The sequence below is a fragment of the Paenibacillus sp. FSL H8-0122 genome (assembly GCF_038005345.1).
GTDB lineage: Bacteria > Bacillota > Bacilli > Paenibacillales > Paenibacillaceae > Paenibacillus_AQ.
On sequence record NZ_JBBOTB010000001.1, the window covers coordinates 5,288,697 to 5,314,040 of the forward strand.

23 protein-coding genes are annotated in these 25,344 nt (G+C 54.2%); 4 read left to right on the forward strand and 19 right to left on the reverse strand.

The features are described from left to right. Positions 1–72 precede the first annotated feature (72 nt). From NSS64_RS22860 to NSS64_RS22875, 4 genes are all read right to left on the reverse strand, one after another. Positions 73–1,008, reverse strand: coding sequence for an AraC family transcriptional regulator (locus NSS64_RS22860; RefSeq protein ID WP_341141629.1), 936 nt, complete (start codon positions 1,006–1,008; stop codon positions 73–75). Positions 1,009–1,063: 55 nt separating this feature from the next. Beyond that, the gene (locus NSS64_RS22865) at positions 1,064–1,993 is read right to left on the reverse strand and encodes a carbohydrate ABC transporter permease (RefSeq protein ID WP_341141630.1); all 930 of its coding nucleotides are present in this window, start codon (positions 1,991–1,993) and stop codon (positions 1,064–1,066) included. Between the two features lie 12 nt (positions 1,994–2,005). After that, on the reverse strand, positions 2,006–2,869 hold the full coding sequence (locus tag NSS64_RS22870) for an ABC transporter permease (RefSeq protein ID WP_051493818.1): 864 nt from the start codon (positions 2,867–2,869) through the stop codon (positions 2,006–2,008). 118 nt (positions 2,870–2,987) lie between these two features. Then, positions 2,988–4,622, reverse strand: a complete 1,635-nt coding sequence (locus tag NSS64_RS22875) for an ABC transporter substrate-binding protein (protein ID WP_341141631.1) — start codon at positions 4,620–4,622, stop codon at positions 2,988–2,990. A 296-nt stretch (positions 4,623–4,918) separates the two neighbouring features. Here NSS64_RS22875 and NSS64_RS22880 point away from each other — a divergent pair, with 296 nt between their 5' ends. Then, positions 4,919–5,890 (forward strand): S-layer homology domain-containing protein, encoded by a 972-nt coding sequence (locus tag NSS64_RS22880; protein ID WP_341141632.1) that lies wholly within the window; start codon positions 4,919–4,921, stop codon positions 5,888–5,890. A gap of 110 nt (positions 5,891–6,000) precedes the next feature. Here the strand turns inward: NSS64_RS22880 and NSS64_RS22885 are convergent, their stop codons facing one another. The 11 genes from NSS64_RS22885 to NSS64_RS22935 all read right to left on the reverse strand — a co-directional run bounded on the left by NSS64_RS22885 (position 6,001) and on the right by NSS64_RS22935 (position 18,353). Then, positions 6,001–6,915, reverse strand: a complete 915-nt coding sequence (locus NSS64_RS22885) for a GNAT family N-acetyltransferase (RefSeq protein ID WP_341141633.1) — start codon at positions 6,913–6,915, stop codon at positions 6,001–6,003. 386 nt (positions 6,916–7,301) lie between these two features. Continuing rightward, positions 7,302–9,464 carry a Tex family protein gene (locus NSS64_RS22890; protein ID WP_341142883.1) on the reverse strand — a complete coding sequence of 721 codons (2,163 nt, stop codon included), beginning with the start codon at positions 9,462–9,464 and terminating at the stop codon, positions 7,302–7,304. A gap of 245 nt (positions 9,465–9,709) precedes the next feature. Beyond that, the gene (locus NSS64_RS22895; protein ID WP_341141634.1) at positions 9,710–10,921 is read right to left on the reverse strand and encodes an MFS transporter; all 1,212 of its coding nucleotides are present in this window, start codon (positions 10,919–10,921) and stop codon (positions 9,710–9,712) included. A gap of 68 nt (positions 10,922–10,989) precedes the next feature. Next, positions 10,990–11,649 carry a TetR/AcrR family transcriptional regulator gene (locus NSS64_RS22900; protein WP_341141635.1) on the reverse strand — a complete coding sequence of 220 codons (660 nt, stop codon included), beginning with the start codon at positions 11,647–11,649 and terminating at the stop codon, positions 10,990–10,992. A 124-nt stretch (positions 11,650–11,773) separates the two neighbouring features. Next, a complete protein-coding gene (locus tag NSS64_RS22905; protein WP_036697332.1) occupies positions 11,774–12,124 on the reverse strand; it encodes a type II toxin-antitoxin system PemK/MazF family toxin in 351 nt (116 codons plus the stop codon). Between the two features lie 3 nt (positions 12,125–12,127). Further along, positions 12,128–12,409, reverse strand: a complete 282-nt coding sequence (locus NSS64_RS22910) for a CopG family ribbon-helix-helix protein (protein ID WP_036697455.1) — start codon at positions 12,407–12,409, stop codon at positions 12,128–12,130. A gap of 211 nt (positions 12,410–12,620) precedes the next feature. Further along, entirely contained in the window at positions 12,621–13,802 is a 1,182-nt protein-coding gene (gene alr, locus NSS64_RS22915; protein WP_340991320.1) for an alanine racemase, read from the reverse strand. Positions 13,803–13,982: 180 nt separating this feature from the next. After that, the gene (locus tag NSS64_RS22920) at positions 13,983–15,065 is read right to left on the reverse strand and encodes a LolA family protein (RefSeq protein ID WP_340943605.1); all 1,083 of its coding nucleotides are present in this window, start codon (positions 15,063–15,065) and stop codon (positions 13,983–13,985) included. Between the two features lie 309 nt (positions 15,066–15,374). Then, complete coding sequence (locus NSS64_RS22925) at positions 15,375–16,283, reverse strand: DUF4367 domain-containing protein (protein ID WP_341141636.1); 909 nt, start codon at positions 16,281–16,283, stop codon at positions 15,375–15,377. Next, positions 16,280–16,843 carry a sigma-70 family RNA polymerase sigma factor gene (locus NSS64_RS22930; RefSeq protein WP_341141637.1) on the reverse strand — a complete coding sequence of 188 codons (564 nt, stop codon included), beginning with the start codon at positions 16,841–16,843 and terminating at the stop codon, positions 16,280–16,282. Before NSS64_RS22930 ends, NSS64_RS22925 begins: the two co-directional genes overlap by 4 nt. Positions 16,844–17,132: 289 nt before the next feature. Beyond that, positions 17,133–18,353: an MFS transporter gene (locus NSS64_RS22935; protein ID WP_341141638.1), complete on the reverse strand. Its 1,221-nt coding sequence runs from the start codon at positions 18,351–18,353 to the stop codon at positions 17,133–17,135. A gap of 152 nt (positions 18,354–18,505) precedes the next feature. On the opposite strand from NSS64_RS22935, the gene NSS64_RS22940 reads away from it, so the two are divergent. The 3 genes from NSS64_RS22940 to NSS64_RS22950 all read left to right on the forward strand — a co-directional run bounded on the left by NSS64_RS22940 (position 18,506) and on the right by NSS64_RS22950 (position 21,193). After that, positions 18,506–19,081, forward strand: coding sequence for a TetR/AcrR family transcriptional regulator (locus NSS64_RS22940; RefSeq protein ID WP_341141639.1), 576 nt, complete (start codon positions 18,506–18,508; stop codon positions 19,079–19,081). 195 nt (positions 19,082–19,276) lie between these two features. Next, complete coding sequence (locus tag NSS64_RS22945) at positions 19,277–20,386, forward strand: stalk domain-containing protein (RefSeq protein WP_341141640.1); 1,110 nt, start codon at positions 19,277–19,279, stop codon at positions 20,384–20,386. Positions 20,387–20,413: 27 nt separating this feature from the next. After that, positions 20,414–21,193: a TatD family hydrolase gene (locus NSS64_RS22950; protein ID WP_341141641.1), complete on the forward strand. Its 780-nt coding sequence runs from the start codon at positions 20,414–20,416 to the stop codon at positions 21,191–21,193. A 464-nt stretch (positions 21,194–21,657) separates the two neighbouring features. Here NSS64_RS22950 and NSS64_RS22955 read toward each other — a convergent pair whose 3' ends face one another. From NSS64_RS22955 to NSS64_RS22970, 4 genes are all read right to left on the reverse strand, one after another. Further along, positions 21,658–22,224 (reverse strand): histidine phosphatase family protein, encoded by a 567-nt coding sequence (locus NSS64_RS22955; RefSeq protein WP_341141642.1) that lies wholly within the window; start codon positions 22,222–22,224, stop codon positions 21,658–21,660. Between the two features lie 48 nt (positions 22,225–22,272). Next, positions 22,273–23,556, reverse strand: a complete 1,284-nt coding sequence (locus NSS64_RS22960) for an MFS transporter (protein WP_341141643.1) — start codon at positions 23,554–23,556, stop codon at positions 22,273–22,275. A 79-nt stretch (positions 23,557–23,635) separates the two neighbouring features. Further along, positions 23,636–24,790 carry a winged helix-turn-helix domain-containing protein gene (locus tag NSS64_RS22965; RefSeq protein WP_341141644.1) on the reverse strand — a complete coding sequence of 385 codons (1,155 nt, stop codon included), beginning with the start codon at positions 24,788–24,790 and terminating at the stop codon, positions 23,636–23,638. A 97-nt stretch (positions 24,791–24,887) separates the two neighbouring features. After that, entirely contained in the window at positions 24,888–25,250 is a 363-nt protein-coding gene (locus tag NSS64_RS22970) for a hypothetical protein (RefSeq protein WP_341141645.1), read from the reverse strand. Between the last annotated feature and the right edge of the window lie 94 nt (positions 25,251–25,344).

A 25,344-nucleotide genomic window follows, 5' to 3' on the forward strand; every position in this document is an offset into this window, starting at 1 on the left:
TTCCGGTTCACAAGCCACAGCACAAAGAAAAGCAGTCCCTGCGATAGGGGCTGCTTTTTCTTCTAGTCCAAGCTATTTACTCTGCCGCAGCCTGTTCCGGTAATCCATCGGGCGGCAGCCGTAGGTTTTCTTGAACATCTCCGTGAACCGGTTCACGTTGCTGAAGCCGGTCATGCCGGAGATCTCCATGATCTTCTTATCTGTGGTCTCCAGCAGGCTGACCGCCTCCGAGATCCGGTATTCGTTCAGGAAGTCCATCGGGGACAGATCGAACTGCTTCTTCATGAACCGGCAAAAGTAAGATGGGCTCATGTTGACCTGCTGCGCCATGTCGGAGAGCGTGATCCGTTTATTGTAGTTCTGCTGGACGTAGGCCAGCGTTTTTTTGGCCAGCATCGAGCTGTTGCCGCCCCGGGACTGCCCGGGCAGTCCTGCCTGCGGATGCTCAGCCGCATACTTTTCCAGCCGGTACAGCACCTCGAACAGCCTGGCCTTAATTAGCATCTCATAGCCGTGCGTCTCCTGCTGATAGAGATCCCGCACCTCCTCCAGCAGTGGAATCAGCCGCAGCTTCTCCTCCAGCTCCCGCCCGATCAGCAGCGGATAACGCCGGTTGTCGAGGAAGAGCGGGAAGATATACTGCTGCTGAATCTGGTCATTCTCCAGGCTCGAGAGGAAATTGAAATGCACCAGCACCGCGCAGAACATAATCTCCTCCTGATCCACCCGGATCGCCGAATGCAGCATATTAGGCTGAATGAAGACCGCCTCTCCGCTCTGGACGACCAGCTTCTCCTGCCCCACATGGAACTTGGCCGTGCCCTTGATCATGAACAGCAGCTCCAGCTCTTCATGCCAGTGGGAATACAGCACCAGATTATTCATGGAAGGTACCTTGGTTACATGCACACTCATGCGGAATTGTCTGCTGCCATGAATAAGCTTTTCCTTCATATCTTGAGATACAGGTTCGCCGATGGAATCGAGCAGTTCAAGACTTTTTTTCACTGAGGTTCCCTCCCTCCCGGCCCACCGGATGCTGCCCGCAGCGTCAGCTATACGCTCAGCCCTTCACCGCACCGATCATTACGCCCTTCTCGAAGTACTTCTGGATAAACGGATAGATAATCAGCACCGGCACCGTCGATACGATAATGACTGCATATTTGATCTGATCCGCGAACTGCTGGGCATAGCTGCCCGCACCGGCCCCGGCACCTGATCCGGCTCCGCCCGCGAACGCCTGATTGGATAACAAAATATTGCGCAGGACGATCTGCAGCGGCTGTAAGCTATCCGTATTGATATAGAGCAAGGCGTTGAAGAAGTCGTTCCAGTGACCCACCACATAATAGAGCGTGATGACGGAGATCACTGCCTTGGACAGCGGAACCACCACCGAGATGAAATAACGGAAGTGCGAGCAGCCATCCAGGGTAGCCGCTTCGTGCAGCTCCTCCGGGATAGCGGTCTCGAAGAAGGTTCTTGTAATAATCAGATTGTATACACTAATGGCACCGTTCACAATCATTACCCAGGGCGTATTCAACAGATTCAGGTCACGGATCAGCAGATAGGTAGGAATCATGCCCCCGCCAAAATACATCGTGATCACAAACAGCGGCATAATGAACCTGCGTGCCCGGAATTTCCGCTGGGACAAGGCATACGCCGCAGGGAGCGTGACCAGCAGATTGAGCAGCGTACCCAGCACCGTGTAAATAATCGTATTTTTATACCCCTGCCAGATCCGGGTGTCCTTGAATATCTGCTCATAGCCATACAGGTTAATGTCCTTAGGCCATAGAATAACCTGTCCCTGATTCACCATGGTGGAGTTGCTGACGGAAGCTATGATGATGAAATACAGCGGGTACGCGACCATGATAAACGCTGCGATGCTTATGACCGCAACCACCAGCGTGTACAGCCTGTCTGCGATGCCGCCCGAATGCCTGATCGTTTGCGAATGAGCGGCTTGACTGTTTGACATCCCATTTCCTCCTTACATCAGACTGATTTTTGAAGTTTTTTTGGCCAGTGCATTCGCCAGCATCAGGAACGTGAAGTTGATCAGGGTATTGAATAGTCCGACCGCTGAACCGAAGCTGAACTGGTTGGATTTCACGCCCACATTGAAGACATACGTGGAGATGACCTCCGAGACGGGCTTGTTGAGACTATTTTGCATAAGAAAAGTCTTCTCGAAGCCTACACTGAGTATGCTGCCCATATTCATAATCAATAAAATAATAATGGTCGGCAGGATGGCCGGAATCTCCACGTGCCAGACGGTCTGCCAGCGGTTAGCCCCGTCAATCCGGGCGGCGTCATACTGCTGTGCATCCACCGAGGACAGGGCGGCGATGAAGATAATGCTGTTCCAGCCGCAGGCCTGCCAGATGGCAGAGATGACATACACCGGAACGAAGGCGCCAGGGTCACCTATGAGATTCGTATCCGCAGGGATCAGGTGCAAGGCCTTCAGGAAGCCGTCGATCAGCCCGGTGGTAGGAGACAGCATAATCTGCAGTAACGCAACCAGAACAACAGTAGAAATGAAGTAAGGCATATACACCGTAGTCTGCAGGATACGCTTGCGTCTGTTGCTGCGGATCGAGTTAACCACCAGCGCCAGCAGAATCGGCATCGGGAAGCCCAGCAGGATGGAGAAAAACGCAATGATAAACGTATTTCGCAGCGTAGGCCAGAACATCGGGCTGTTGAAATACTGCTCGAAATATTTGAGCCCGGCCCATTCCCCGCCCGTCAGTCCTTTGCTGAAATCAAATTCACGAAAAGCAAGCTGGATGCCGTACATCGGACCATAGCAGAAAATGGCGATATATATGACCGCAGGAAGCACCATCAGCCATAGCTGAGCATGCCCTGCATGCTTACGCAGCCATCCGTTCCCCCGCAGCGTCTGATGCGGCACCGTGGTCTGTGCTGGTTTCATTTGGGAGCGCCCCTTCCATTCAAGTCCACTATTTCAAGGTCGAGAGGTATTCGTCATAAGCCTTTTGGCGGATTTGCAGATTCTGCTCCAGGCCGGAGCTATTGACGGAGGCGACATACGCAGCCCACTCCTTCTCAATATCAACCTTGGTGGTCAGCCAGTTCGCCCACTTTTGATCCGTGATATTATTGACGTTCGCCTGATTCATTGCCAGGGTGTTGGTGTCCTCCGTGCTGTACTTCATGAAGTTCTGCGGATAGACATTGCTCTTCTCGTCCGCCTTATTCAGCAGCTCATCATAGACGGCCTTCTCCTTCAGCACATTCTGCATATCGGACCCAAGCGTCACCTTGTCCTTCAGTGCATCGGCAATGTACATCGGGCCGTTATCGGCGAACGAATTCGTCCATTTCCATGAGCCCGGGTCGAGGGATGCATCCGCCGGAGGAAGAATCGCATACGTGCCATCCCCGTTATCCTTGATTCCCTTATCCGTGTCATTCATCCCGCCGAACAGTACCTGCAAGCTGACAACCGGCTCATAAAAAGCATCAATGAACCGCATCGCAGCTTCCTTATTCTTGGAGCGGGCACTGACCGACACCGCATTAGAGCCGTAATTCTGGTAGTAGTAGTCATTGCTCCAGTACAGCTCATTCGTAGAATCTGCATGCTGCTTCAGCTGCGGCAGGGTAACATATTGATCCTTCAGCTCATTGCCGAAGCGGTCTCCTGTCTCCCAGCCCCAGGTGAATCCGACTTTGGCCGTAGATCCATTCCCGCGGGCAACGGACTGGTATTTGGAGTAATCCTGCGTGACCACTTCCTTGCTGATCAGGTTCTGGCTGTACAGCTTCTGCAGGAATTGCATGAGTGTCTTGAACCGTTCATCTACATAGAAATTCTTAACCTGCGCCCCTTCGGTGAAGTAGCCGTCGCTCGCCCCGTTGGACAGAGGCAGCCCAAGGCTGCCCAGCAGCAGCTTCGGTGTGAAATCCCAGCCGATCGGGTTGAAGTCCATTGGAATCTCATCCGTCTTGTCCCCGTTCTGATTCGGGTCTCCCTCGCGGAAGGCAAGCAGCACAGTCTCCAGCTCATCCCAGGTCGTAGGGACCTGAAGGCCGAGATTGTCGAGCCAGGTTTTGTTAATGAACATCGAGGCGGTGGAGCCGGGCCAGATGCCCTTATAACGCGGAGTGCCGTAGAGCTTCCCGTCGATCTGTGTAGCAAGCGTTTTCAATTCCGGGTGCTCGTTGAACATCTTTTGAATATTAGGAGCGTCCTGCTCAATCAGCGGGCCCAGATCCTCGAACAACCCGTTGAATTGTACAAAATCGGAGTTAGAGGTCGCATTGAACAGCAAATCCGGAATTTCACCGCTGGCAAACAGGGCGCTTTTCTTCTGATCCCAGTCCGCAGAGATTTGCTGCCATTCAATTTCGACATTCGCCTTCTCTTCTATTTCAGCGAGCCATTTCATTTGCATGACATCTTTGGTCAGTGAATGCTTCACGATAATCGCCTTCAGCTTCGTCTTCCCCTCCGGCGTGTTGCTGCTGTCATTTCCCGCATCCGGGCTGTTCCCTTTACTGCTGCAGCCTGCGAGTGATAGTCCGGCCAGACAACCTGCCAAGACCAAGGACAGAATACTCTTTTTTCTCATTTGATTACCCCCCTCTTTTTCACGAAAGCGTTATCATTATTATAATTTTTCTTCCGCACCCTGTCTCACCGTATATTACCTTTTAATCATCGTATATTGACCTTTTTAGCTGCAAGAGGAGCTGAATTCAGGCGAAGATTCGACTTTCGGTAGGTGAAAATTGACACATGATGAATTGTTTGGACCTCCGGCGAATCACCGCTGCGGGGTTAGAGAATAATAATTCCATCTATGGAGTGATGGGCTGCAACCTTTTGCTCCTGAATCCCATCTAAGAGGATACGAGGTGATGTACAATGAAGAATACATTAACCCGGATGCGCACGGCCAAAATCTCGCTGGCCTGCAGCATTCTGGCGGCAACCTTAGCGATCGGGGCACCGGCTTCCGCTTTCTCAGATCTGAAGGGCCACGCTGCGGAAGCCAAAATCAATGCACTTCATCAGGAGGGCATCCTTAACGGAGTGACCAGCGACAAGTTCGCCCCGAAGGCCAAACTGACTTATGCGCAAGGGCTCCAGCTCATTGTGAGCGGCCTGAAGCTCTCGGCGCAGGACACCTCCGGCAAGACAGCCGGCGATTATTTTGACAAGGTTAGTAATAAGGCATGGTATGCCTCCGCCTTCCTGGAGGCCAAAGAAAGCGGCTTGCCGCTGGAGCGGTCTATTGATCCTAATGCTGTGATGACACGGGTCCAGTTCGCACAATTGCTGCTTCAAGCGCTACAGAACAAAGGAGATTTCGCGTATACGGAGATGTATGCCAACATTACGGACGGCGGCAAGCTGTCCGCCTCAGAGATGAACAGCCTGCAGATTCTGATTAACACCGGACTGGTCACGCTGGAGAAGAACAACACCTTCCGTCCGAACGAGGCGGTTACCCGTGCAGAAGCTGCCGTCCTGGTCTACGATGCGGCCAAATTCGTGAAGGAAGTGATTATGATGGATGAGAACATCGCGGCTCCGTCCGGCACATACGATGCCGCTGTTACACTGGATAAAGCCGCTGCCGGTGTCAACAAAGCTACGGTGACCGTATCCAATCTGCCGAACCCGGGATATGGCCTGGTCATTGAGCGGATTGAGTTCGGCGCTGACCGGACCGCAGTGATCTACTTCAAGGTAACCTCACCGAAGCCCGGGTCCATGAACCCGCAGGTCATCTCGGCAGGCACCGCCGTCACCTATCTGCCCGAAGGCTATACCGCAGTTGCCCAAGCTGTACCAGGCTCGGCAACCTCTGCTGCTTCCAGAGTCATAAAGTAACAGCCTCCACCTAACTAGATCACCACAAAGAGCGCACCGCCGGATATTTGGCTGGTGCGCTTTTTGTGATATGTGATTTTCACAGTGTGTATGAATCTGGGAGTCGTTCGTTAGCCCAGCTCCTTAGCGTATCGGATCTCCTGACGCCCAGTCTGGAAACCGGCTGAATGGTACAGGGATAGTGCAGAATCATTCGTGGTCAATGCGACCAGATGCGCCTGCTCCAGACCCTTCTCCTGAAGATACATTAACGCATGATTCAGCAGCGCCTTGGCAATGCCTCTTCTTCTCCAGGGCTTGCAGACAAATACATCCTCAATGATGCCAAGCTCCTCTTCCTGCCAGACCATCAGACTGCCCGCCACCCGGCCTGCATCCCGCACAACCATCCATGTCCAGAGCGGATGCTCCTGATATTCCAGCAGACGCTCCATTCCGAGCGGGGTCTCCGGCCAGATCTCTGCCTCCAGCTCCAGATAAGCTGCCCGCTGCTCCGGTGAATCCATAGGCGAACTAGTTAATTCAAGACCCTCCTCCAGTTCCACCGCATGGATAGGTTCACGAAGGTCGCGCTGAAGTGTATACAAGCAGCTATCCGGCAGGTAACCAAGATGCTCTGCGAAATAAGCATGGCTGCTCTCCTCCGCCGCATAATTGCCTGTGCACAGGATCGTTCCATATTCCGGGGGCAGCGTACGCTTCAGCACCTGTGCCCGTTCCAGCAGAAGGGCGTAGACACTGTCCCGCAGCTCCATATCCTTTTCCCGTCCGGGCCATGTCTTCAAATTCACGAACATCTTATGTTTACTCTCTGCCGCGCGTCCCGGTGGCACCACATTAAAGAGCTGCAGCTGGCCCTTGGCCACCATCTGCTCCCCTTCAAAAGCACAGAAGACATTCTCCCAATTATCCGCATCCCCCACCCACCAGAACAGCACATCCTCCTGCGCCGACACCTGCTCGTACATCGCGCCAAGCGCCGCCATATCCCTCTCTTCAAACTGCCGGATCACTCTGTTGCTCAATTCCCATCCGCCACCTTCTGTTTCTGTCCATCATACCACTGCCGGTCATGGGGCTTCCGTTCTTGAATGACTATAGTTGTTTTATACTGCCGAGGTGAATCTCCAGCTCAAATTCATAAGCTCCATTTCGCAAAAAAACTGTGCCATCCTGATGAAGGAAAGCACAGCTTGTTTTTGAGCCTCCGGTCTTTGCGGACCAGGATGCCGTTATTGGCAATGAAATGCCTCTTTTGTCGGCCTAAACGGACTCAGAAGACGTTAATGAGGCTGTCACTCCTAATTACAGGCTCCGAAGCCTGTATTAACGGCTCCTGAGTCCGCAAACGATCCGCAAAACGCCGATTTCAGCAAAATAAGGCCCTCTGAGTCCATAACGTCCTCTTCCTCTATTCCCCGCTGCCCGCAGCCTCACGCGGCTGGCGCATCGTCAGGCTGACGCGGCCCTTCTTCACATCCACGCCCAGCACCCATACGGTGACATTGTCACCGACGGAGACCACGTCCATCGGATGCTTCACATAGCTGCCGCTAAGCTGGGAGATATGGACCAGCCCGTCGTTCTTGATCCCGATGTCAACGAAGGCGCCGAAGTCGATTACGTTGCGCACCGTGCCCTGCATCTCCATGCCGGGCAACAGGTCTTCCATCTTCAGCACATCCTTGCGGAAGATGGGCAGCGGCAGCTCCTCGCGGGGGTCGCGGCCCGGACGCTGAAGACTCTCCATGATGTCACGCAGCGTGGGCACGCCCACCGCAAGCTTCACCGCCAGTTCCTCCGCATCCAGAGCACTTAGCTGCTCTGCAACCTCCTTGCTGCCGAGCTGCTTCACATCCAGCCCCAGCTCGCGGAACAACCGGTCCACCACCGCGTAGGATTCCGGGTGGATCGGCGTGCGGTCCAGCGTATTGTCCCCTCCGGGGATACGCAGGAACCCGATGCACTGCTCGTAGGATTTCGCGCCCAGGCGCGGCACCTTCTGCAGTGCCTTGCGCGTAGTGAACTTGCCGTTCTCCTCGCGGAACTTCACAATATTCTTGGCAATCGTCGTATTCACTCCTGCCACATAGGAGAGCAGCGAGGCCGAAGCGGTATTCACGTCGACGCCGACATGGTTAACCGCCGACTCCACGACGCCCCTCAGGCTCTCTTCGAGATGCTTCTGCGACACATCGTGCTGGTACTGCCCGACACCGATGGCCTTCGGGTCGATCTTGACCAGCTCCGCGAGCGGGTCCTGCACGCGGCGGGCGATGGAGGCGGCGCTGCGCTCCGCCACATCCAGATCCGGGAACTCCTCCTGCGCCAGCTTGGAGGCCGAATACACACTGGCCCCTGCCTCGTTAACGATCAGGTAGGCCAGGTCAGGGTCGCCGACCTCGGCAATCACCTCGGCCGTGAACTGCTCCGTCTCCCGCGAGCCGGTGCCGTTGCCGATCACGATGAGCTGGATGCCATATTTGGCGATCAGCTCCTTGAACTTGGCCGCCGCCTCACGCTTCTTGTTGTTCGGCGGCGTCGGATACGTGACCGCTATCTCCAGCAGCTTGCCGGTATCGTCCACGACGGCCAGCTTGCAGCCGGTGCGGTAGGCCGGGTCGACGCCCAGAACATGGCGTCCCTTCACCGGCGGCTGCAGCAGCAGGCTGCGCAGATTGCCCGAGAAGATGGAGATCGCCTGCGTCTCCCCCTTCTCTGTCATCTCTCCGCGCACCTCGCGCTCAACAGAAGGGGCAATCAGCCGCTTGTAGGCATCCTCGGTCACCGCTTCCAGCAGCTCCTTGACCGGCGAAGGTCCCTTCACCAGCTTACGGATGATGAATGCATGGATCTTGTCCGGCACCACCTCGATACCGACCTTGAGGATATTCTCCCGCTCCCCGCGGTTGATTGCGAGAATACGGTGCGGCGGGATCCGGTGCACAGGCTCCCGGTACGCATAATAATTCTCGTATACACTTTCCTGCTGGGCATCCTTGGCCTCAGAGACCAGAATCCCCTGACTCGCTGTATACTGGCGTACCCAGGAACGGATCGCCGGATCATCGGCAATATTCTCGGCAATGATATCCATCGCCCCTTGCAGCGCCAGCTCGGCACTCTCCACACCCCGGTCCGCATCGATATACTTCGCAGCCTCTTCCAGCGGAACCCCTTGGCGTCTCTGCTCCATCACCCAATCCGCCAGCGGTTCAAGTCCACGTTCCTTGGCGACACTGGCCCGCGTCTTGCGCTTCTGCTTGAACGGACGGTACAGATCCTCCACTTCCTGCAGCTTCACCGCCTTCATGATGCTCGCCTGCAGCTCAGGCGTAAGCTTGCCCTGCTCCTCGATGCTGCGGATCACATCCTTCTTGCGGTCACCGAGGTTACGCAGATATCCGAGACGTTCTTCGACATCGCGGAGGACATTCTCGTCCAGCTCCCCGGTCATTTCCTTGCGGTATCTGGCGATGAACGGAATGGTGTTGCCCTCATCGAGCAGCCCCACCGTAGTTCTTACCTGCTTCAGACTGATGCTCAGCTCCTTCGCAATCGCTGCAAGTATCAGTTCCTGCTCCTGACGGGCAGCGGCATCTTCCGCCGCCTTCGCCGCCTGATTCGTATCAACGCTCAAGTAGATCCCTCTTTCTATACACAGTCTGAGTTCATAGCTCTCTACTGAAATACTATCACAGTTTGCCGCAGGACCAAAGTTTACCCCGTACACAAGAAGAAGCGGCTGCACCGTCCCCACCGGGATAGCACAGCCGCAATCATAATCATAAGTCCGTTATTCTATTCATGCTCCGGATACTAGCGCACCGCAGTAACCTGCTTGCTTCTTCTCCGCCGGGCATAGCCAACCGACAACATGAAGCTGATGAACAAGACCAGCGCAGCCACCGCATAAGGAAAATTGATATCCAGGTCGAACAGAACCCCCGCCACAATCGGGCCGGCAATGTTGCCAAGGCTCGTATAAGCAGAATTCATCCCCATCACCAGGCCCTGCTGCGAATCATCTGCCATCTTGGAGAGCTGGGTGCCGACAGCCGGGCGAAGAATATCCATAGCCAGAAAAACAACAAAGGTCACAGAAACAATCGCTACGAAGCCATGCACGAACAGTGTCAGGAGAATCGACAGGCCCGCAATCAGCAGGCACACGGAAATGACCCGGCTCTCCCCGAATTTGTTCAGAATCCAGCTGAATGCGGTAATCTGCACCACCGCCCCGGCAATGGAGCCGAATGTCAGGACAAACGCAATATCCTTAGGGGTGAACGCGAATTTATGATCTACGAACAGTCCGAATACCGTCTCATAATTGGCCAGACCGAAGGACAGCACGAATACAATAATTAATCCGAAAAAATAAGGCTCGCGATACGAGCGCATGAGCTGCATGATTAGACTATCATTATTACCTTCCATCGTTCTTGCTTCTTCCCGCAGCTCCGCTGAACGCGATTCCGGCAGAACCAGCAGGGTAATAACCGCAACGATGGCGGCCGCTCCCGCAGCGACGAAGAAAGGGACGCGAATGCCCAGCTCCGCAAGATAGCCGCCGATTCCCGGCCCGATGATGAAGCCGGTGGTAATGGCTGCGTTGATGAAGCCCATGCCCTTGGCCCGCTCCTCCGAGGTAGTGGTGTCTGCCACATAAGCCATAACCGCAGGCATGATCATCGCGGCACCGATACCGCCAAGCATTCTGGATACGAACAGCACCCAGGAGGCATTAGCCAGACCGAACAGAAGCTCCGAGAAGGCGAATACGGCCAGCCCGCCGACAATGATTTTTTTGCGGCCCATCTTATCCGACAGTCTTCCGGCGAAGGGCGAGACCAGCAGCTGTGTCAGCGAGAAGGCTGCCACCAGCAGTCCGACCACACTCCCGCCGATGCCCAGCTCGTTCATATAGGTAGGCATAATAGGCACAACCAGACCAATCCCCGTGAACGCCAAAAAGATATTCATCATCAGGAGCAGCATCGCTCCCCGGTTTTTTAACAGTAATGACATGGTGTTTCCCTCCGTATATCCCAGAGCCTTGCTATATGCTCTAGTTCTAATTCATCAATTATCTCTATTCATTGCTCCATCTTCCCGGACCCTATCCCCTGAAGCAGGATCTGAATTCCCGCACGGTAGTATGCCCTGATCGTCTCCGGGGTATCGGTCCGGCCTGTGATCTCATGGACCCGGCTGATCCCCTCCAGCATAGCGCTAAGCGTGATCACATACTTATCCAGGTCACCACGGATCAAGTAACCGGAATCCATCCCCTCCTGCAGCAGCACACGGCAGGCGTCTGTTACCGATTCGAAAATATGTGAAAGGCGCTCGCTGATCTCCTCCGAGAGCGTATGGGATCTGCCGTATTCCTCCAGGGCATGAATCAGCGGATTCTGGATATCTTTTGCATAGTGATCCCCCAGCGCGTATAGGCGGGCCTCCGTTCCGCTAATCCCGCTCTGCAGCTCCTCCCACTCATTGAGCCAATTCTGGGTATCCACCTCCACCACGTACAGGAACAATTCATCCTTGCCCGGAAAATGGTGATACAGACTGCCCTTGCTGACCTTCGCGGCTGTGCAGACCTCGTTCATGCTTACAGCGCCGTAGCCCTTTTGCGCAAATAAACTGGAGGCATGCTCCAGAATCCGGCTCTTCGTTTCTTCTCCATCTGAACGTCCCTTAATGGTTATCCCTCCTCTAGACCGACCGATCGGTCCAATTATAGCACGCAATTATGCCCTCACACAACCCCCATCATCCATGCTCATCTATCCTCGGGTATATCAAAAAAGGCAGCACCGAAGTTGCTCCGGCCTGCCTTTTGTTACGATGATTGATGTTATATCCCCGTAGGGTTCAGAAATCAATCAGCCCGAGGCTGATTTGCAGCGAATCATCCACCAGCTTCATGGTCTCATCGTCCAGGTGGGTGATTTTATCCGTTAAGCGTTGCTTGTCAATGGTACGAACCTGCTCCAGCAGAATCACGGAATCCCGGTCAAAGCCATGAGCAGCTGCATCAATCTCCACATGCGTCGGCAGCTTGGCCTTCTGGATCTGGGCAGTGATAGCTGCCACAATCACAGTCGGGCTAAAACGATTGCCAATATCGTTCTGAATAATCAGTACCGGCCTTACTCCACCTTGCTCAGAACCCACAACCGGTGAAAGGTCGGCAAAAAAAACGTCGCCGCGTTTAACAATCAATAGTTACACCCCGCTTACTAAGCGGCCAAGAGTACTGTCTGCATCTTCCTCAGCGAGAAAGGCCTCGCATGCCATGGTCAAATTAATCTTAGCCATTTCCATATAGCCCCGCTGCATGGACTCGCGGATGGTGCGTTTCCTCCGATCGCTCAAGTACAGCTTCATGGCCTGCCTGATCAATTCACTACGGTTAGAGTTCTCCAGTTGAACGATCCCATCTACTTCCTGCAAGAGATGATCGGGCAAGCTGATCATGATTCTTTTGGTGTTCTGCAAATTGGCCACCTTCTCTTCCACCCCCACAAACCTTCTGCCCTTGTGTTCCAGTGTTACAATATACAAGGAATTTTATACAAGGAATATATGCCGCCAGTATATCAAGTATGCTGCATCCCATTATAAACTAGAAATGGCGGTTCGTATAGACTATAAGTCACAAGCTCTATACGGTACGTTCCTTATATTCAGTTCCTGTACTAGGTATCTGGTCAGGGTATTAGGCTTGCAGCAAGGGATTGACGAGGCTTAGTAGCGTACCTTCGCGTACATACACGCGCGGTACACGGTGAGCCAGCATACAGATTACTTCGTAGTGGATCGTCCCTAAATGGAGCGCCAGTTCATCTGCCGTGATCGACTCGGTGCCCTGGCGGCCGATGAGTACAACCTCTTCGCCTGCTTTGATTTGTTCCGCTTCTAGAGCGAAAGATTTCAGTGATACCATACACTGGTCCATGCAGATGGTTCCGACGACAGGAACGCGGCGTCCGCGTATTAGCACCTCCGCTTTGCCTGTTAGCATGCGGGAATATCCGTCAGCATACCCCACGGGGAGCGTAGCGATGATCTCATCGTCTGCCGTGAAGTACCGGGTGCCGTAGCTGATGCCTGAGTCAGGCGGCAGGGTTTTGACATATACAGCCTGCGTCTTCAGCGTCATTACCGGGTGTAGAGCCACCAGCTCACGGTTCACCTCAGCCGAGGGGTAGAATCCGTACAAGCTTATGCCTACACGCACCATGTTAATGGATAGTAGAGGTGTATCAATGGCCGTAGCGCTATTGCCCGTATGTATGATCGGGATGGTAATGTCCATGTCCCGAAGCGCTTCCGCCACGCTCATGAAACGTCGGTGCTGCATTAGTGTATAGCTTTTGTTGCGTTCGTCTGCTCTGGCAAAATGGGTGAACATGCCTTCAAGCTCCGCCTGTGCCACCGAATGCACCTTAGCGATGAATGCGGGCGCATCCTCCGGCAATAATCCCAGTCTGCCCATTCCGCTGTCAATCTTGATGTGTACCTTCAGCCGGTGCTCCTTCTCTACAGGAAGGGTGCTAACCGCTTCCAGTACCTCCGGTGTGAACAGTGTAACGGTAATATTGTTCTCCCAGGCTACGGCAATGCCTTCCGGTGAAGTATAGCCCAGCACCAGGATAGGAAGTAGTATTCCCGCCTGACGCAGCTCCAATGCCTCATCCAGAAAAGCAACACTGACGTAGTCCGCTCCAAGCCGCTCCAGCTCCCGCGTCACTTCCACTGCTCCATGTCCATACGCATTTGCTTTGACGCATCCCATGAACTTGGTCTCCTGCGGCAATACGCCGCGAAAAGCTTCGTAGTTGGCACGCAAATCATCCAGGTTAATCTCGGCTGCTGTCGGCCGATAGCTTGCCTTCACTTCAGGTCACCTTCTTACATTGTAGTAAAACATCTCTGCCTTATTCGCACAGATCAGAAGTCTTACTGCCAATGGTAATGCTCGTGAAGGCCGCTGTCAATGTGGGCAGATGTAGACAAAAAACGGATACCGCGGGTAGAGGAATGATTCCCACCTTGCGCAGTATCCGCCCACTGATTTTTATTTACCCGATTGTTCCTCCATAGAAGCGGCTATTTGCATCATTTCTGTAACTGGCAGATTTGCGCTTGTAATCCGGTACTCAACACCCTCGCTCATCCAGGTCAGCGTCTGTTGCTCATCCCCGCTAAGAAGGCCTGCCGTAAAGCCCAGATCGACCAATGTTCCGGGAGCCAGCGACACCGCACGGTCCAGCGGACGGGCTTCCATAATCGTATACTGGTAGACGCCGTCATAACGGATCAGCACCGCATGGTCCTTGCTGCCTTCAATTTTGTTCGTGTCCTTCAGCTTCACACCGGCCGGAATGTAAGCCGGCTCAATGATCCCGAAGTCGCCCATCTCGGCCGCAACCGGCTCACCAGCCTGTTCGCCGTCTTCAGAGACCACCGGATTGCCCTCTTGGTCCACTTCCGCCATCGTGTTCTCGGAAGGGCTGCCGGCCGCCATATTCTTCTGCATATCGAAGGAATCTGCTGTGAATTCCGGATCGAACTTGAAGCTGTCGAAGGTCACGTTCACCACAACCTTGGCTTCAGAATCCGATACCTGCACCTGCTTCGGCTCATAGGTCTTTTTGTTCAGCCAGATCTTCTGGCGGACCAGCGCACTGCTCTGATAGTTGGCAGCGACCTCGAACACATAATTATCCCCGTCCTCCACGAACTGCCGGTTATTATCGTTGACAATACCCTTCAGCAGTGTCTGGTACAGATAGACCTGACCCTGGCTGTCCGGCCAGTCGCTCTGGAAGCGGAAGCTTTTGCCAAGGCTTGGGGTCAGGACGAATACGCCCTCATCATTGCGCAGCACAATCTGCTTCACATCCTTCTGGACATTCGACAGGCTGATCCGGTAATACGAAGGATTCTTATACCATACCTCCACCTTGTAATCCTGCGGCTGCTCCCCGGTGTACAAGGTCATCGTGCCTGAGCCCTGATAAGCTCCCTGCTTGCTCTCCAGCTTGTCAGACACTTGATTCAGATCCTTGACTACAGAGGCGGCATCCTTCTTCCCGCACCCCGCCAATACTAAGGCCACGCTCATAATGATCGCGAGTACCCATGTTATCCGGCGCATGACATCATCCCCTTAACCTGTTTTGAATGCATTGATTAGTACATGTCTATGAAGGACTTGGCCTCAATATGCAGACGGGCATGACAAGCATGAAGAGAAGTGTTATTCCAGCCGCGAATCCGCTCCCGCCACCCGGGAATCTAACAATCTATGTATGGTTCCTCTTATTTCCTTCTATATAGTAGAAACGCTATTACAAAAAGGCACCAGCCCGCGATCCCCCATGCTCGGGGGTTGCAGTCTGATGCTCTGATTCTTCCTATGCCTGTCTATGCCTCGTACCTGTTCCCTTATCCGCTCCTCAGCGGCTTACCAGTTAATCGACTCTGCGATCTTCAGAACCTCAGCCCGGTCAAGGCCACGGGTGCTGAGGCCGTACATCACGCCGTTCGCTTCCCAGTCCAGGCTTCTGTCACTGACCAGAACCGCATCCGTCCCCTTGATCTTCACCTGCTCCACCTTATCGTCAGTTGCCATTGAAAAGGCATTCTCCTCATTAGCAAGGCGCAGTTGCATCCAGATTCGCTTATCCTTATCTTTGCTAGCGAAGAACAGTTCAACAATCTGCCCGCTTACGCCCGTCTCGTCCTTATAGAACTCCCCGCGTTCAAAGGCAAAGCCCTCTGGCAGGTATTCCGGCAGCTTCACCTTGAAGAGAGCGTATTGATCCAGCTTCGCTGCCTCCTTGACGATAAATTTCTGCTCTGACGCTTCCTTGTCAAGCTGCTCCTGCTCGCTCAGGGTAATCAGCTTATCCCCGTCGAAATTGACGATGGCCTCCCCGGCTGCATTGAAGATGGCTTCCGGCATGGGGTTAAATGAGGTGACGGGCTTACCCTCTTGGTCAAATATCTTGCCCTTCCATGCGTCCGGGAACTCCTTAGGGTGGCTCCCGTCCATCTGAGCGACCTCAATATGTCCCAGATAGACTGAATTCAGCACACGCTCCAGCATTTCCTGTGCGAGCGAGGGTCTGACGAAGGATATACTCACCACGGCAGCTACCAGCAGGGAAGCTGCAATCATCACCGGACGTCTGACCCGTTGTTTGTTCTTCATTCTATCATCCTCCTGTTGTTTCTGAATGGAGCGGCTCTTCACCTGGCGGAGAACCTCCGCCGGATCGGACTCCCGTGAGAAGTCCTGGCGGGCCAGATAGTCCCCCAGCTCCTGAAGCTCAAGTTCATCTGCCTGTGCGGCGCTCTTCTTGTCATTCATAGCTCTTCCACACTCCCTATTTCAGATTTCAGTTTTCGCATGCTGCGATAGAGAATGACTCCGACATTGCTCTCCGAGATTCCGGTAATCCGGGCAATCTCCGTATTCTTCAGATCCGCCCCGAATTTCAGAGCGATGAGGTTACGTTCCTTCGGGCTGAGCGTGTCCAGCGCCACCTGTAGCCTATCGCTGCGCTCTCTGCCGAGGATGAGCTTCTCCGGCTCTTTTTTGCCCGACACCAGCTCCCGGATACTGTCCAGGGAGAAGAAGCGCTGACGCGCGCGGCTCCGGTAATAATCATTCACTACGTTGCGGGCAATGGCGAACAGCCACACTTCCAGCGGCGCTTTCTCCGGGGAGTAGGCGGGCAGCTTGGATAGCGTCTTCTCGAATACCTGGCTGGCCAGATCCTCGGCGGTATAACGGCAGCTCACCCGGTAGGCGATATAGTTGAATATCCGTTTATAATAGGCTTCAAAAACCTCTGCAAACTCCAGCTCTGTCTCTATATGAGCAGGAACCCTGTCATGTATCAAAGGCAGCAATGCGCGCTCTTGCATTCCTTAAGCCCTCCCTTCCAGGCTGAATTTACTTGGCCAAGTAATTTACATGAGCTAATACGCTCTATCTATCGAATCCATTACATATGCAGACAAGTGGAAACGGCTTTGCCGTCCTTTTATAGGACGGTACTGTTTCGGCGAGAAATAGAAGGATAATGTATAGCGTGAAACCTATACATTCTTATATTTCGAAAAAAAGACAGAGGATCTAGCTCCTCTGCCTACTGTAGTTTTTTTAGGAATTACTGGCTATGCGGATTATTGCTGAACGCCATGTCTGCTTTTCTCAAGCGTGCTGCTTCTTCTCGGTCAAAAAGTAGATCAGCGCCAGCACTGGCAGTGCCAGCCCGATTAGGGTGGTCAGACTCCAGCCGCCGTAAGCATACGCCCAGCCCCCGAGTGATGATCCCACGGCGCCTCCAATGAAGAAAATCGCCATGAACAAGCCGTTCAGCCGCCCCCGGGTCTCATTGCCCAGTGAATAGATCGCCCGCTGCCCCAGCACCAGATTACCAGACACGCTCATATCGAGCAGAATGGCCGTCAGCACCAGCAGGCCTAGTGTAAGATTGGAGGTATCCCGCAGCAGATAGGCCAGGATAAAGGAGAGAACGGCCAGTGAAATGCCTAGACCGGTCAATAACCGGGTCCAGCCTTTGTCAGCCAATCTGCCCGCAATCGGCGCGGCTACGGCTCCGCCCACACCAGCCAGGGCAAACAGGGCGATTCCTTGCTGGGACAGGTGATACTCGCTGGACAGATACAAGGGAACTGTCGTCCAGAACAGACTGAAGGCACCGAACAGGCTGGCCTGGTATAAAGCGCGGCGCCGCAGAACTGGCGTATGCATGAGCAATGTGCCCAGAGAGCGGAGCAATTGTCCGTATCTCAAGCCGGGAGCGGGCTTCCGGGCGGGCAGGACACGGGCTAGCAGCAGCGTCAGCAGTGCAGTTACGACAGCCGAGACTATGAAGATGGACTGCCAGCCCCAGAGTCCTGCCATGAAGCTGGCAACCGGGCGGGCGAACATAATGCCCAGCAAGAGGCCGCTCATCACATTGCCGACGACGCGGCCGCGATCTTCCTCCGTCGCCAGATAGGAGGCATACGGCACCAGGACCTGCGCCGCTACCGAGCCCAGCCCGATCAGCAGGGAGGCGGCCAGGAACAGCGGTGCATTCGGTGCCAGGACGGATAGCACCAGGGCGGCCACAACCAGAATCAGCGACATCACAGTCAGCCGGCGGTTCTCTATAATATCACTGAGCGGGACAATGAACAGCAGTCCGGCTACGTAACCGATCTGCGTCAGGGTAACGATTAGCCCTGTCGCTCCAGCGGACAGATGAATGGCCTGCCCGATGGGCCCAACCAGCGTCTGGGTATAATAGAGATTCGCCACGATCAGTCCGCAGGAGACAGCCAGCAGAAATGTGATCCAGCCGGGAACAGCCTTTTTAGTAACAGGGGATACTGATTGTTGTTGCGCAGGAATTCCAGCTTTCATTTGAAGCGCCACCTTCCAATTTTTAAATACTGAACGCTAAGTACACTAATTAGTTATGAGCAAATAATATACTAAACGTTCAGTATTGTAAATAGGCGATTTTATGCTATACTCCAATTATAGTTGAACCAGCACTGTCAGGAGGAATCATCATGGAGAAAAAAAGAGGCCGCCCGCGCAATACCGAGGCCAAGAACGCTATTCTGAACGCTTCATATGAATTATTGCTGAAGACCGGCTTCGGCGCAGTTACCGTGGAGAAGATTGCGGAGCAGGCCCAGGTCAGTAAGGCAACGATCTATAAATGGTGGCCGAATAAAGCGGCGGTGGTGATGGACGGATATCTGTATGCTGCTAATGCGAGACTTCCGATCCCGGATACCGGTTCCGCCAAGGAGGATATTCTGATTCATGCGGGGACGCTCGCGCAGTTCCTCACCAGCCGGGAAGGTAAAGTCATTACGGAGCTGATTGGTGAAGGGCAATCCGATACCGGACTGGCGGAGGCATACCGGAGCAGATATTTCGGCCCGCGCCGCGAGGAAGCCCGGAAGCTGTTTGAACGGGGGATTGCCCAGGGGGAACTGAAGCAGGGACTCGATATCGGGAGTTGTATCGACTTGGTCTACGGCCCTATTTTTTACCGGCTGCTGCTGACCGGGGGAGAACTGAGCGAGGCCTCCGTCAGATCCCTGGTGTCGCTTGCCCTTCAGGCGCTACAAGCTTGAGGTTCCTGCAAGACTACTATATAAGGGATGGCAAGTTGCAGGCGGATAGGCACAATACAGTATGGGCAGTATGGGCTGTATGAGCTAGGGCTGTAACAGGCTTGTCTTATCTTTGTTAACAGAACGTGACCCGCAGGCGGCGTTTTTCATTTATAATACAAGAGATTGGAATTTCCAGACTCCGGAGGTTATCTTATGAAAAAATTAATTACCGCTGCCGCTATTGCCCTGCTCCTCGCAGGCCATGCGGCGGGTTCATCCATAGATATTGCCCATTCTGCTGCTGCCCCTCTATCCCTTGTTGTGGACGGACAAGCCGTTCTGCCCTATGCTGCGCCCTTCCATTCCGGCGGCATCTTGTATGTTCCGGCCCGCACGCTGCTGGAGTTCTATCCGATGCAGCTGCAATGGAACAACACCCTCAAGCAGCTTACTCTGTCCACAAGCTGGGACAAGACGATTCTTACGCCCGGCAGCGCTTCCATGCAAACGGATGGAGGCGCTAATGAAACGCTGGATGCGCCCGTACTGCTGAAGGCGGGGCGTGTATATATCGCAGCAGCTACGCTGGATTCCCTTACAGGAGCTGTCACGGAGCTCAAGCCTGGCGGAAGCCGGGTCACTGTTACCCCAGGCGATCTGAGCACCACGGTCAGGGTTCCCGCAGAGCCTCTTGCCGTTGCCGGCAATAACAGCAAGGTGAAGCTTTATGCTGCCTTGAAGGACGGCAATACCTACAAAGGCTTCATCCTTGAGGTTAACGGCAAGAAGCAACACTTCAACTGGACCGTACCCAGAGACTATTCGCACCCGCCTCAGCTCTTCTATGCCGATGTAGATTCGGACGGCAAACCGGAGGCTACGGTTGTGTTCACTCTGGGAACCGGAACCTCGCTGGTTGCACAGGAGGTTCATGTCGTGAAGCCGGAGCAGGGGAAGGAGCTCTCCGTGCCTGCTGCGGACAAGGCGGCTTCTGCTGTAGTATCCTCCAGTATTTCGCTCGATAAGGACGATGTCCTGCTGAAGCTTGAGCTTACAGGATCCGCGCCCTCCAAACTGACGCTGAGACTCCCGGACCGTGCTGAGGACGGCCTGAAGTATTTCGGCAGCAAAGCGGCCATTGGCGCAGTGACTTACTACAAAGTTGAGAATAACAAGCTGCTTGCGGATACCAGCCTAATGGTCGGCATGACCGAGAGTGTCGGTACCCTGAAGCTGGAGTATAAGTCAGGCAAGACGGGGATGGAGCTGGGGTCTATTGCTTTTGAGCCGCATGAGCGGGGTGAAGCCATTGTGGAGAAATAATCCGCTGCCGGAAGGAGAGACTTGCCAATGATTGATGCCCATATTCATCTTGACCAATATGAGGATCACGCAGTGTCCTCGCTGCTGGAGGGACTGCCGGAGCAGGGCATTAAGGCCCTGATCGCGGTCTCCATGAATCTCGCCTCCAGCAAGCGTACCCGGGAGCTCGCAGCCAGGTATCCCGGTCTGGTGAAGCCGGCTTACGGCTTCCATCCCGAGCAGCCTCTGCCTGCGGAACAAGAGCTAAATACACTACTGGATTGGATTACAACCCATGCGGGCAATATGGTCGCTATTGGTGAAATCGGTCTTCCCTACTACTCCCGGGCAGAAGCTGTGGAGCGTGGCGAAGCTTGGGATATGGCACCCTACATTCAGCTTCTGGACAGACTTCTTGGACTGGCTGCACGTTTGGGCAAGCCTGTAGTACTGCATGCCGTCTATGAGGATGCATGGACCGTATGCGATCTGCTGGAGCAGCATGGCCTTGCGCAGGCCCATTTCCACTGGTTCAAGGGCCCCGCTGCTACTGTTGACCGGATGATTAGCTGCGGTTACTACATTTCCTTCACTCCCGATATCCTCTACGAACCGGAGATTCAGGAGCTGGCACGCCGCTATCCGCCGGAGCTGGTCATGGCGGAGACGGACGGCCCCTGGCCATTTGAAGGACCGTTCGCCGGGCGCACCACCCATCCGGCTATGGTCCATGACGTTGCTGCCGCCTGGGGGGCGCTGCATGGATATTCCGTTCCAGAGGCCCAGGCCCTGCTGACGGCCAACACAAAACGATTCTATGGGCTATAGGGCTAGCCACTCTACTTAAGTACAGCATCAGAACTGATTAGGGTGCAGGCGAAATGCTTAAGTGTATTTAGTACAACTAAATCGTTTGATTTACCGCCGAATAACCGTTTAGTTGTATTTCATACATATAAAATGCCTCATTATCCGGGATCTCGCCCACTCGGGCAAATTTAGTTGTACAAACTACAGCTAGAAGAGGAAATCCTTCCCTTTGACTGTTTTTAAATGTATAGAATACAACTATCCCCGAATGTTCGCTTCGAACCCGGTCTTTGAAGATGTCTCTATAGCAGAGCAAGAAGACGCTGTTAGGCGCGCGCATGATTTTAAGAGGGAAATTCCGGATTATCCATTTGCGACTAGCTGATCAAAAAAAGCTAAATAGGCAGCCACCACTTTGGTCGGCTGCCTTCTTGAATTTATTGGGCGATTGTTACCTTTTAGCGTAATGACTATCATGTTACTTACACAAGCATCCGCCGGACCAGTACTTCATCTTCTTTGAACTCCATGACATAGATATCCGGCTTCGTTGTCTGCATCAGGAAGTCCAGACCATATCCCGTGGAGAAATGGCCCATCATCAAGGACATCACCATACCATGGGTTCCGATGGCCACTTTTTTCCCAGCATGGGTCCGCAGAATGTCCTGCAGCGCCTTCACTGCACGTGCCTGGCACTCCCGGTTTGATTCCCCGCCCGGCAGGGCGTAATCCGGATCGGTGTACATCTTCTGGAGCTCAAGATACAGGTCATCGTCGGTTAGCTGCTGGTTGCCCTCCATCCAGACCTTTTCCCGCAGATCATCGATCAGAATGATTTCCTGCTCCAGCTTATCCGCCAAATCCGCAATTGTATTAACCGCCCGGATATACGGGCTGCTGTACAGGGCATCTATGCCTTCATCCTTCAGGCATTCCGTGACCCGCTGGGCATCCTCCTCCCCCTTGGGCGACAGGCCGCGCGTCCATTCATCCACCCCGGTCCGCAGCGAATCCCCGTGCCTCACCATGTAGATATAAGTAGTCATAAGCTCCTCCTGTTCGTCCATACAGACATTAGTGATCTATCAACCTTCTTAGCTACTCTCTGCTGTCGGATGAGCGGCTTCCGCTTTAGACCCCGCCACCGGCCAGAGCTGCCGGCCAAACACCACACCTGTCAGACCCAGGAGCACCTGCAGCAAGCCAATGTTGACAAATATACGGGCCGGACCCGCATACTGTACCAGCAAACCGCCCAGGAGAGGCGCTACAATCAGCACCGCGCTGAGTACGGTATTCTGGATCCCGAAGATTCGGCCTATCATGTGCGGCGGGGTTTCTTTTTGCAGACAATAATTGAACGTCACCATAAACATGCCGTTGCCGATCCCCAGCACAAAGCCGATGAGCAGCACCCACAGAATTGACGCCCCCGGCTGAAGCAGACCCAGCGCCGCAATCGCCCCGCCAATCAGCACATACCCGAGGCCCAGCTTCCAGCCATACCCGTCTTCGGATTTCAGCTTGTTCAGAACCAGAATGATCAGCACGGCTCCTGCTCCCGTAGCGGCAACCATCCAGCCCAGCAGCGCTTCCCGCTCCGGGGCGAAGATCCGAAACAGACTGGTGAACTGAAAATCAACCACCTGAATGACCAGTGCACCGGCGAGTCCGAATAACATCGCGGTCAGCAGCAGCCGGCTGCGCAGCAGAAAGCCCCAGCCTTCCCGCCACATTGTGAGAAGCGGAATCTTGCCTTCATGCGCTTCAGACTCCTTACTGTCTGCTTCATCAGTGCGGTTATATTTGATAGACAACAACAACAGATAAGAGCAGCCGCGCAGCAAGGCATTCAGTAGGATGCACCACTGCGGCGTAAGGAAGGCGAGGGCCAGACCTCCGAGCAAGGGACCTGCGATTTTGGAGCCCTGGTTGACCAGTCCGTTGAGAGATGAGGCTTGCAGCAGCTGGTCTTCTCTCACGAGACTGCGGGTCAGGGACTGCTGGGCCGGCATATTCAGCGTGGACAGCGCGGAGCGCAGGGCCAGCAGCGGCAGCAGCCAGACCATACTCGGCGCGAACAGCACCAGTAGGGTCAAAAGCGCGGTCAGCAGGTCGCAGGTACGCATCAGCTTCAGCTTGTTCATCCGGTCGGCGGCCGCGCCGGCAACCGAGCCGAGCAGAATGCTCGGCAGCGCCAGCGCTACCGGTATGAGCGCCAGCATCAGCGGACTGGCCTGCCAGCGGTAGCCGACCAGTACTTGAATGGCCAGCGCATCGAACCAGTCGCCGAAGCTGGCAGTGGCGAACGCCGTGTAGACCCGCATATACGTTTTGTTGTGCAGCAGGCTTGTTCCCTGCTTAGTTGAAATCTCCATCTGACATTCCTCCAGGTTACCTGTGATCTTAGATGATCCATCTATGATCCTAAGATAACGGAGGATTGTCAGAGAAATATCAGAGGGCTTCCGGCAGCCCCAGCAGCAGTTCCTCAAGCGCCTGCTCCAGCCGGGGCAGGCCGCAAACTTCAAGGCCTGTAGTGAACAGTTCCTCATATTTGCGGTCCAAGGAGCTTCCCGCCAGGAACATGCGGCAGAAATGGTGAATCCGGTAGATCGAATAGAGCCGCAGCGGAACGAAGCCGGACATCTCCATCACCTGCAGCCCCTCCTGAATCAGCTTATCCCCTTCCGCCCATTGTTCACGCCGCAGCGACCAGAGACCTTTTACCACCTTATAACTGCCAATCTCGCGCAAAAAAGGCTTATCCCGCAGCACTCGGCCTACTGCTTCATCCAGCCGTTCCAGTTCTTCCTCACCGGCACCCGCCACCAGACGGACGAACAACTCGGTAATCATCGTAACAGGTATGAAATTCTCGAAGCCGGGTTCAGCGATGACCTGGTAGGTTCGTTTCAGGCGTTCCAGCGCTAGCTCCGGCAACCCGGCAAGGGTGTACAAGTCCAGCATCGTCAGAATCTCCAGCTCCAGCTGTTCAGGGGCGTTCAGCAGATTCCGCTCTATGAGGCGCTCGGCGTATTCCACCTTCTCCTTGGGATTGCCAGTGAAGAAGTAGAACAGATTGAGGTAAAAGAGCCGGTCCTTCAGCGGAATCTCGTCCGTATGAATCAGCCACTCCAGATCTCCCTGCACGAAATGAACCACCATCGCATAATGCGGGTCCAGCTCATAGCCAAGGATGTCCTGCTGGCGGGCCAGAGTGAGCATCGATTTGCCCTGGCCGTACACATGGAATTTCGAGAAGACCTCACGCATGGTATCCCGCAGCCCAGAATCATGAGTTGCCGGATTCACCGCTACACCCGCAAGACTCCCTGGAATTGTCAGACTGTAGCCGAAGCCGCGGATCGTCTTAATGTCGATCCCGCCTAACGGCCTCAGCTTCTTACGCAGCCTGTAGATATGATCGTCCACCGTCCGCTCCACCGGATACTCCATCGGCCACACTTTATCCAGCAGCTGCTCGCGGCTGAAGGTCCGCCCCCGGTTGCGGTACAGAAACTGCAGTAGTGCGAACTCCTTGGGCAGCAGCTCTACCGTTAATCCTCCGGCGGATACCTTATATTCACTTGCGATCAGTTCCAGATGCATGGCCGTGCCTCATTTCTTCTGATTTCTTTCATAAGAGAAAGTATACATCATGCGTTGACATTATTTAAGTACTCGCAACTGGTTAAGGCGGCGTGGCTCACGCGCCAGCGGTTTTTCGATTACATTTGGCCTGCGCGCCGTCCCTCGGTCCCATTGTAATCGGTTTTTCGATTACATTTGGCCTACGCGCCGCCTTCGGTCCCATTGTAATCGGTTTTTCGATTACATTTGGCCTGCGCGCCGACTTCGGTCCCATTGTAATCGGTTTTTCGATTACATTTGGCCTACGCGCCGCCTTCGGTCCCATTGTAATCGGTTTTTCGATTACATTTGGCCTGCGCGCCGCCTTCGGTCCCATTGTGATCGGTTTTCCGATTACATTTGCCCTGCGCGCCGCCTTCAGTCCCATTGTGATCGGTTTTTCGATTACATTTGCCCTGCGCGCCGCCTTCGGTCCCATTGTAATCGGTTTTCCGATTACATGCCTGTAAACCGAAAAATCCCCCTGCAGTTGCCGCTGCAAGGGGATATCATAGTTGCTCTAAGATGCTCTG

Coding starts and splice junctions, on each gene's coding strand:
- NSS64_RS22865 (WP_341141630.1), bottom strand. CDS start 1,993: ATGTCAAACAGTCAAGCCGCTCATTCGCAAACGATCAGGCATTCGGGC.
- NSS64_RS22870 (WP_051493818.1), bottom strand. CDS start 2,869: ATGGTGCTTCCTGCGGTCATATATATCGCCATTTTCTGCTATGGTCCG.
- NSS64_RS22875 (WP_341141631.1), bottom strand. CDS start 4,622: ATGAGAAAAAAGAGTATTCTGTCCTTGGTCTTGGCAGGTTGTCTGGCC.
- NSS64_RS22880 (WP_341141632.1), top strand. CDS start 4,919: ATGAAGAATACATTAACCCGGATGCGCACGGCCAAAATCTCGCTGGCC.
- NSS64_RS22895 (WP_341141634.1), bottom strand. CDS start 10,921: ATGTCATTACTGTTAAAAAACCGGGGAGCGATGCTGCTCCTGATGATG.
- NSS64_RS22920 (WP_340943605.1), bottom strand. CDS start 15,065: ATGCGCCGGATAACATGGGTACTCGCGATCATTATGAGCGTGGCCTTA.
- NSS64_RS22925 (WP_341141636.1), bottom strand. CDS start 16,283: ATGAATGACAAGAAGAGCGCCGCACAGGCAGATGAACTTGAGCTTCAG.
- NSS64_RS22930 (WP_341141637.1), bottom strand. CDS start 16,843: ATGCAAGAGCGCGCATTGCTGCCTTTGATACATGACAGGGTTCCTGCT.
- NSS64_RS22935 (WP_341141638.1), bottom strand. CDS start 18,353: ATGAAAGCTGGAATTCCTGCGCAACAACAATCAGTATCCCCTGTTACT.
- NSS64_RS22940 (WP_341141639.1), top strand. CDS start 18,506: ATGGAGAAAAAAAGAGGCCGCCCGCGCAATACCGAGGCCAAGAACGCT.
- NSS64_RS22945 (WP_341141640.1), top strand. CDS start 19,277: ATGAAAAAATTAATTACCGCTGCCGCTATTGCCCTGCTCCTCGCAGGC.
- NSS64_RS22950 (WP_341141641.1), top strand. CDS start 20,414: ATGATTGATGCCCATATTCATCTTGACCAATATGAGGATCACGCAGTG.
- NSS64_RS22955 (WP_341141642.1), bottom strand. CDS start 22,224: ATGACTACTTATATCTACATGGTGAGGCACGGGGATTCGCTGCGGACC.
- NSS64_RS22960 (WP_341141643.1), bottom strand. CDS start 23,556: ATGGAGATTTCAACTAAGCAGGGAACAAGCCTGCTGCACAACAAAACG.
- NSS64_RS22965 (WP_341141644.1), bottom strand. CDS start 24,790: ATGCATCTGGAACTGATCGCAAGTGAATATAAGGTATCCGCCGGAGGA.
- NSS64_RS22970 (WP_341141645.1), bottom strand. CDS start 25,250: ATGGGACCGAAGGCGGCGCGCAGGGCAAATGTAATCGAAAAACCGATC.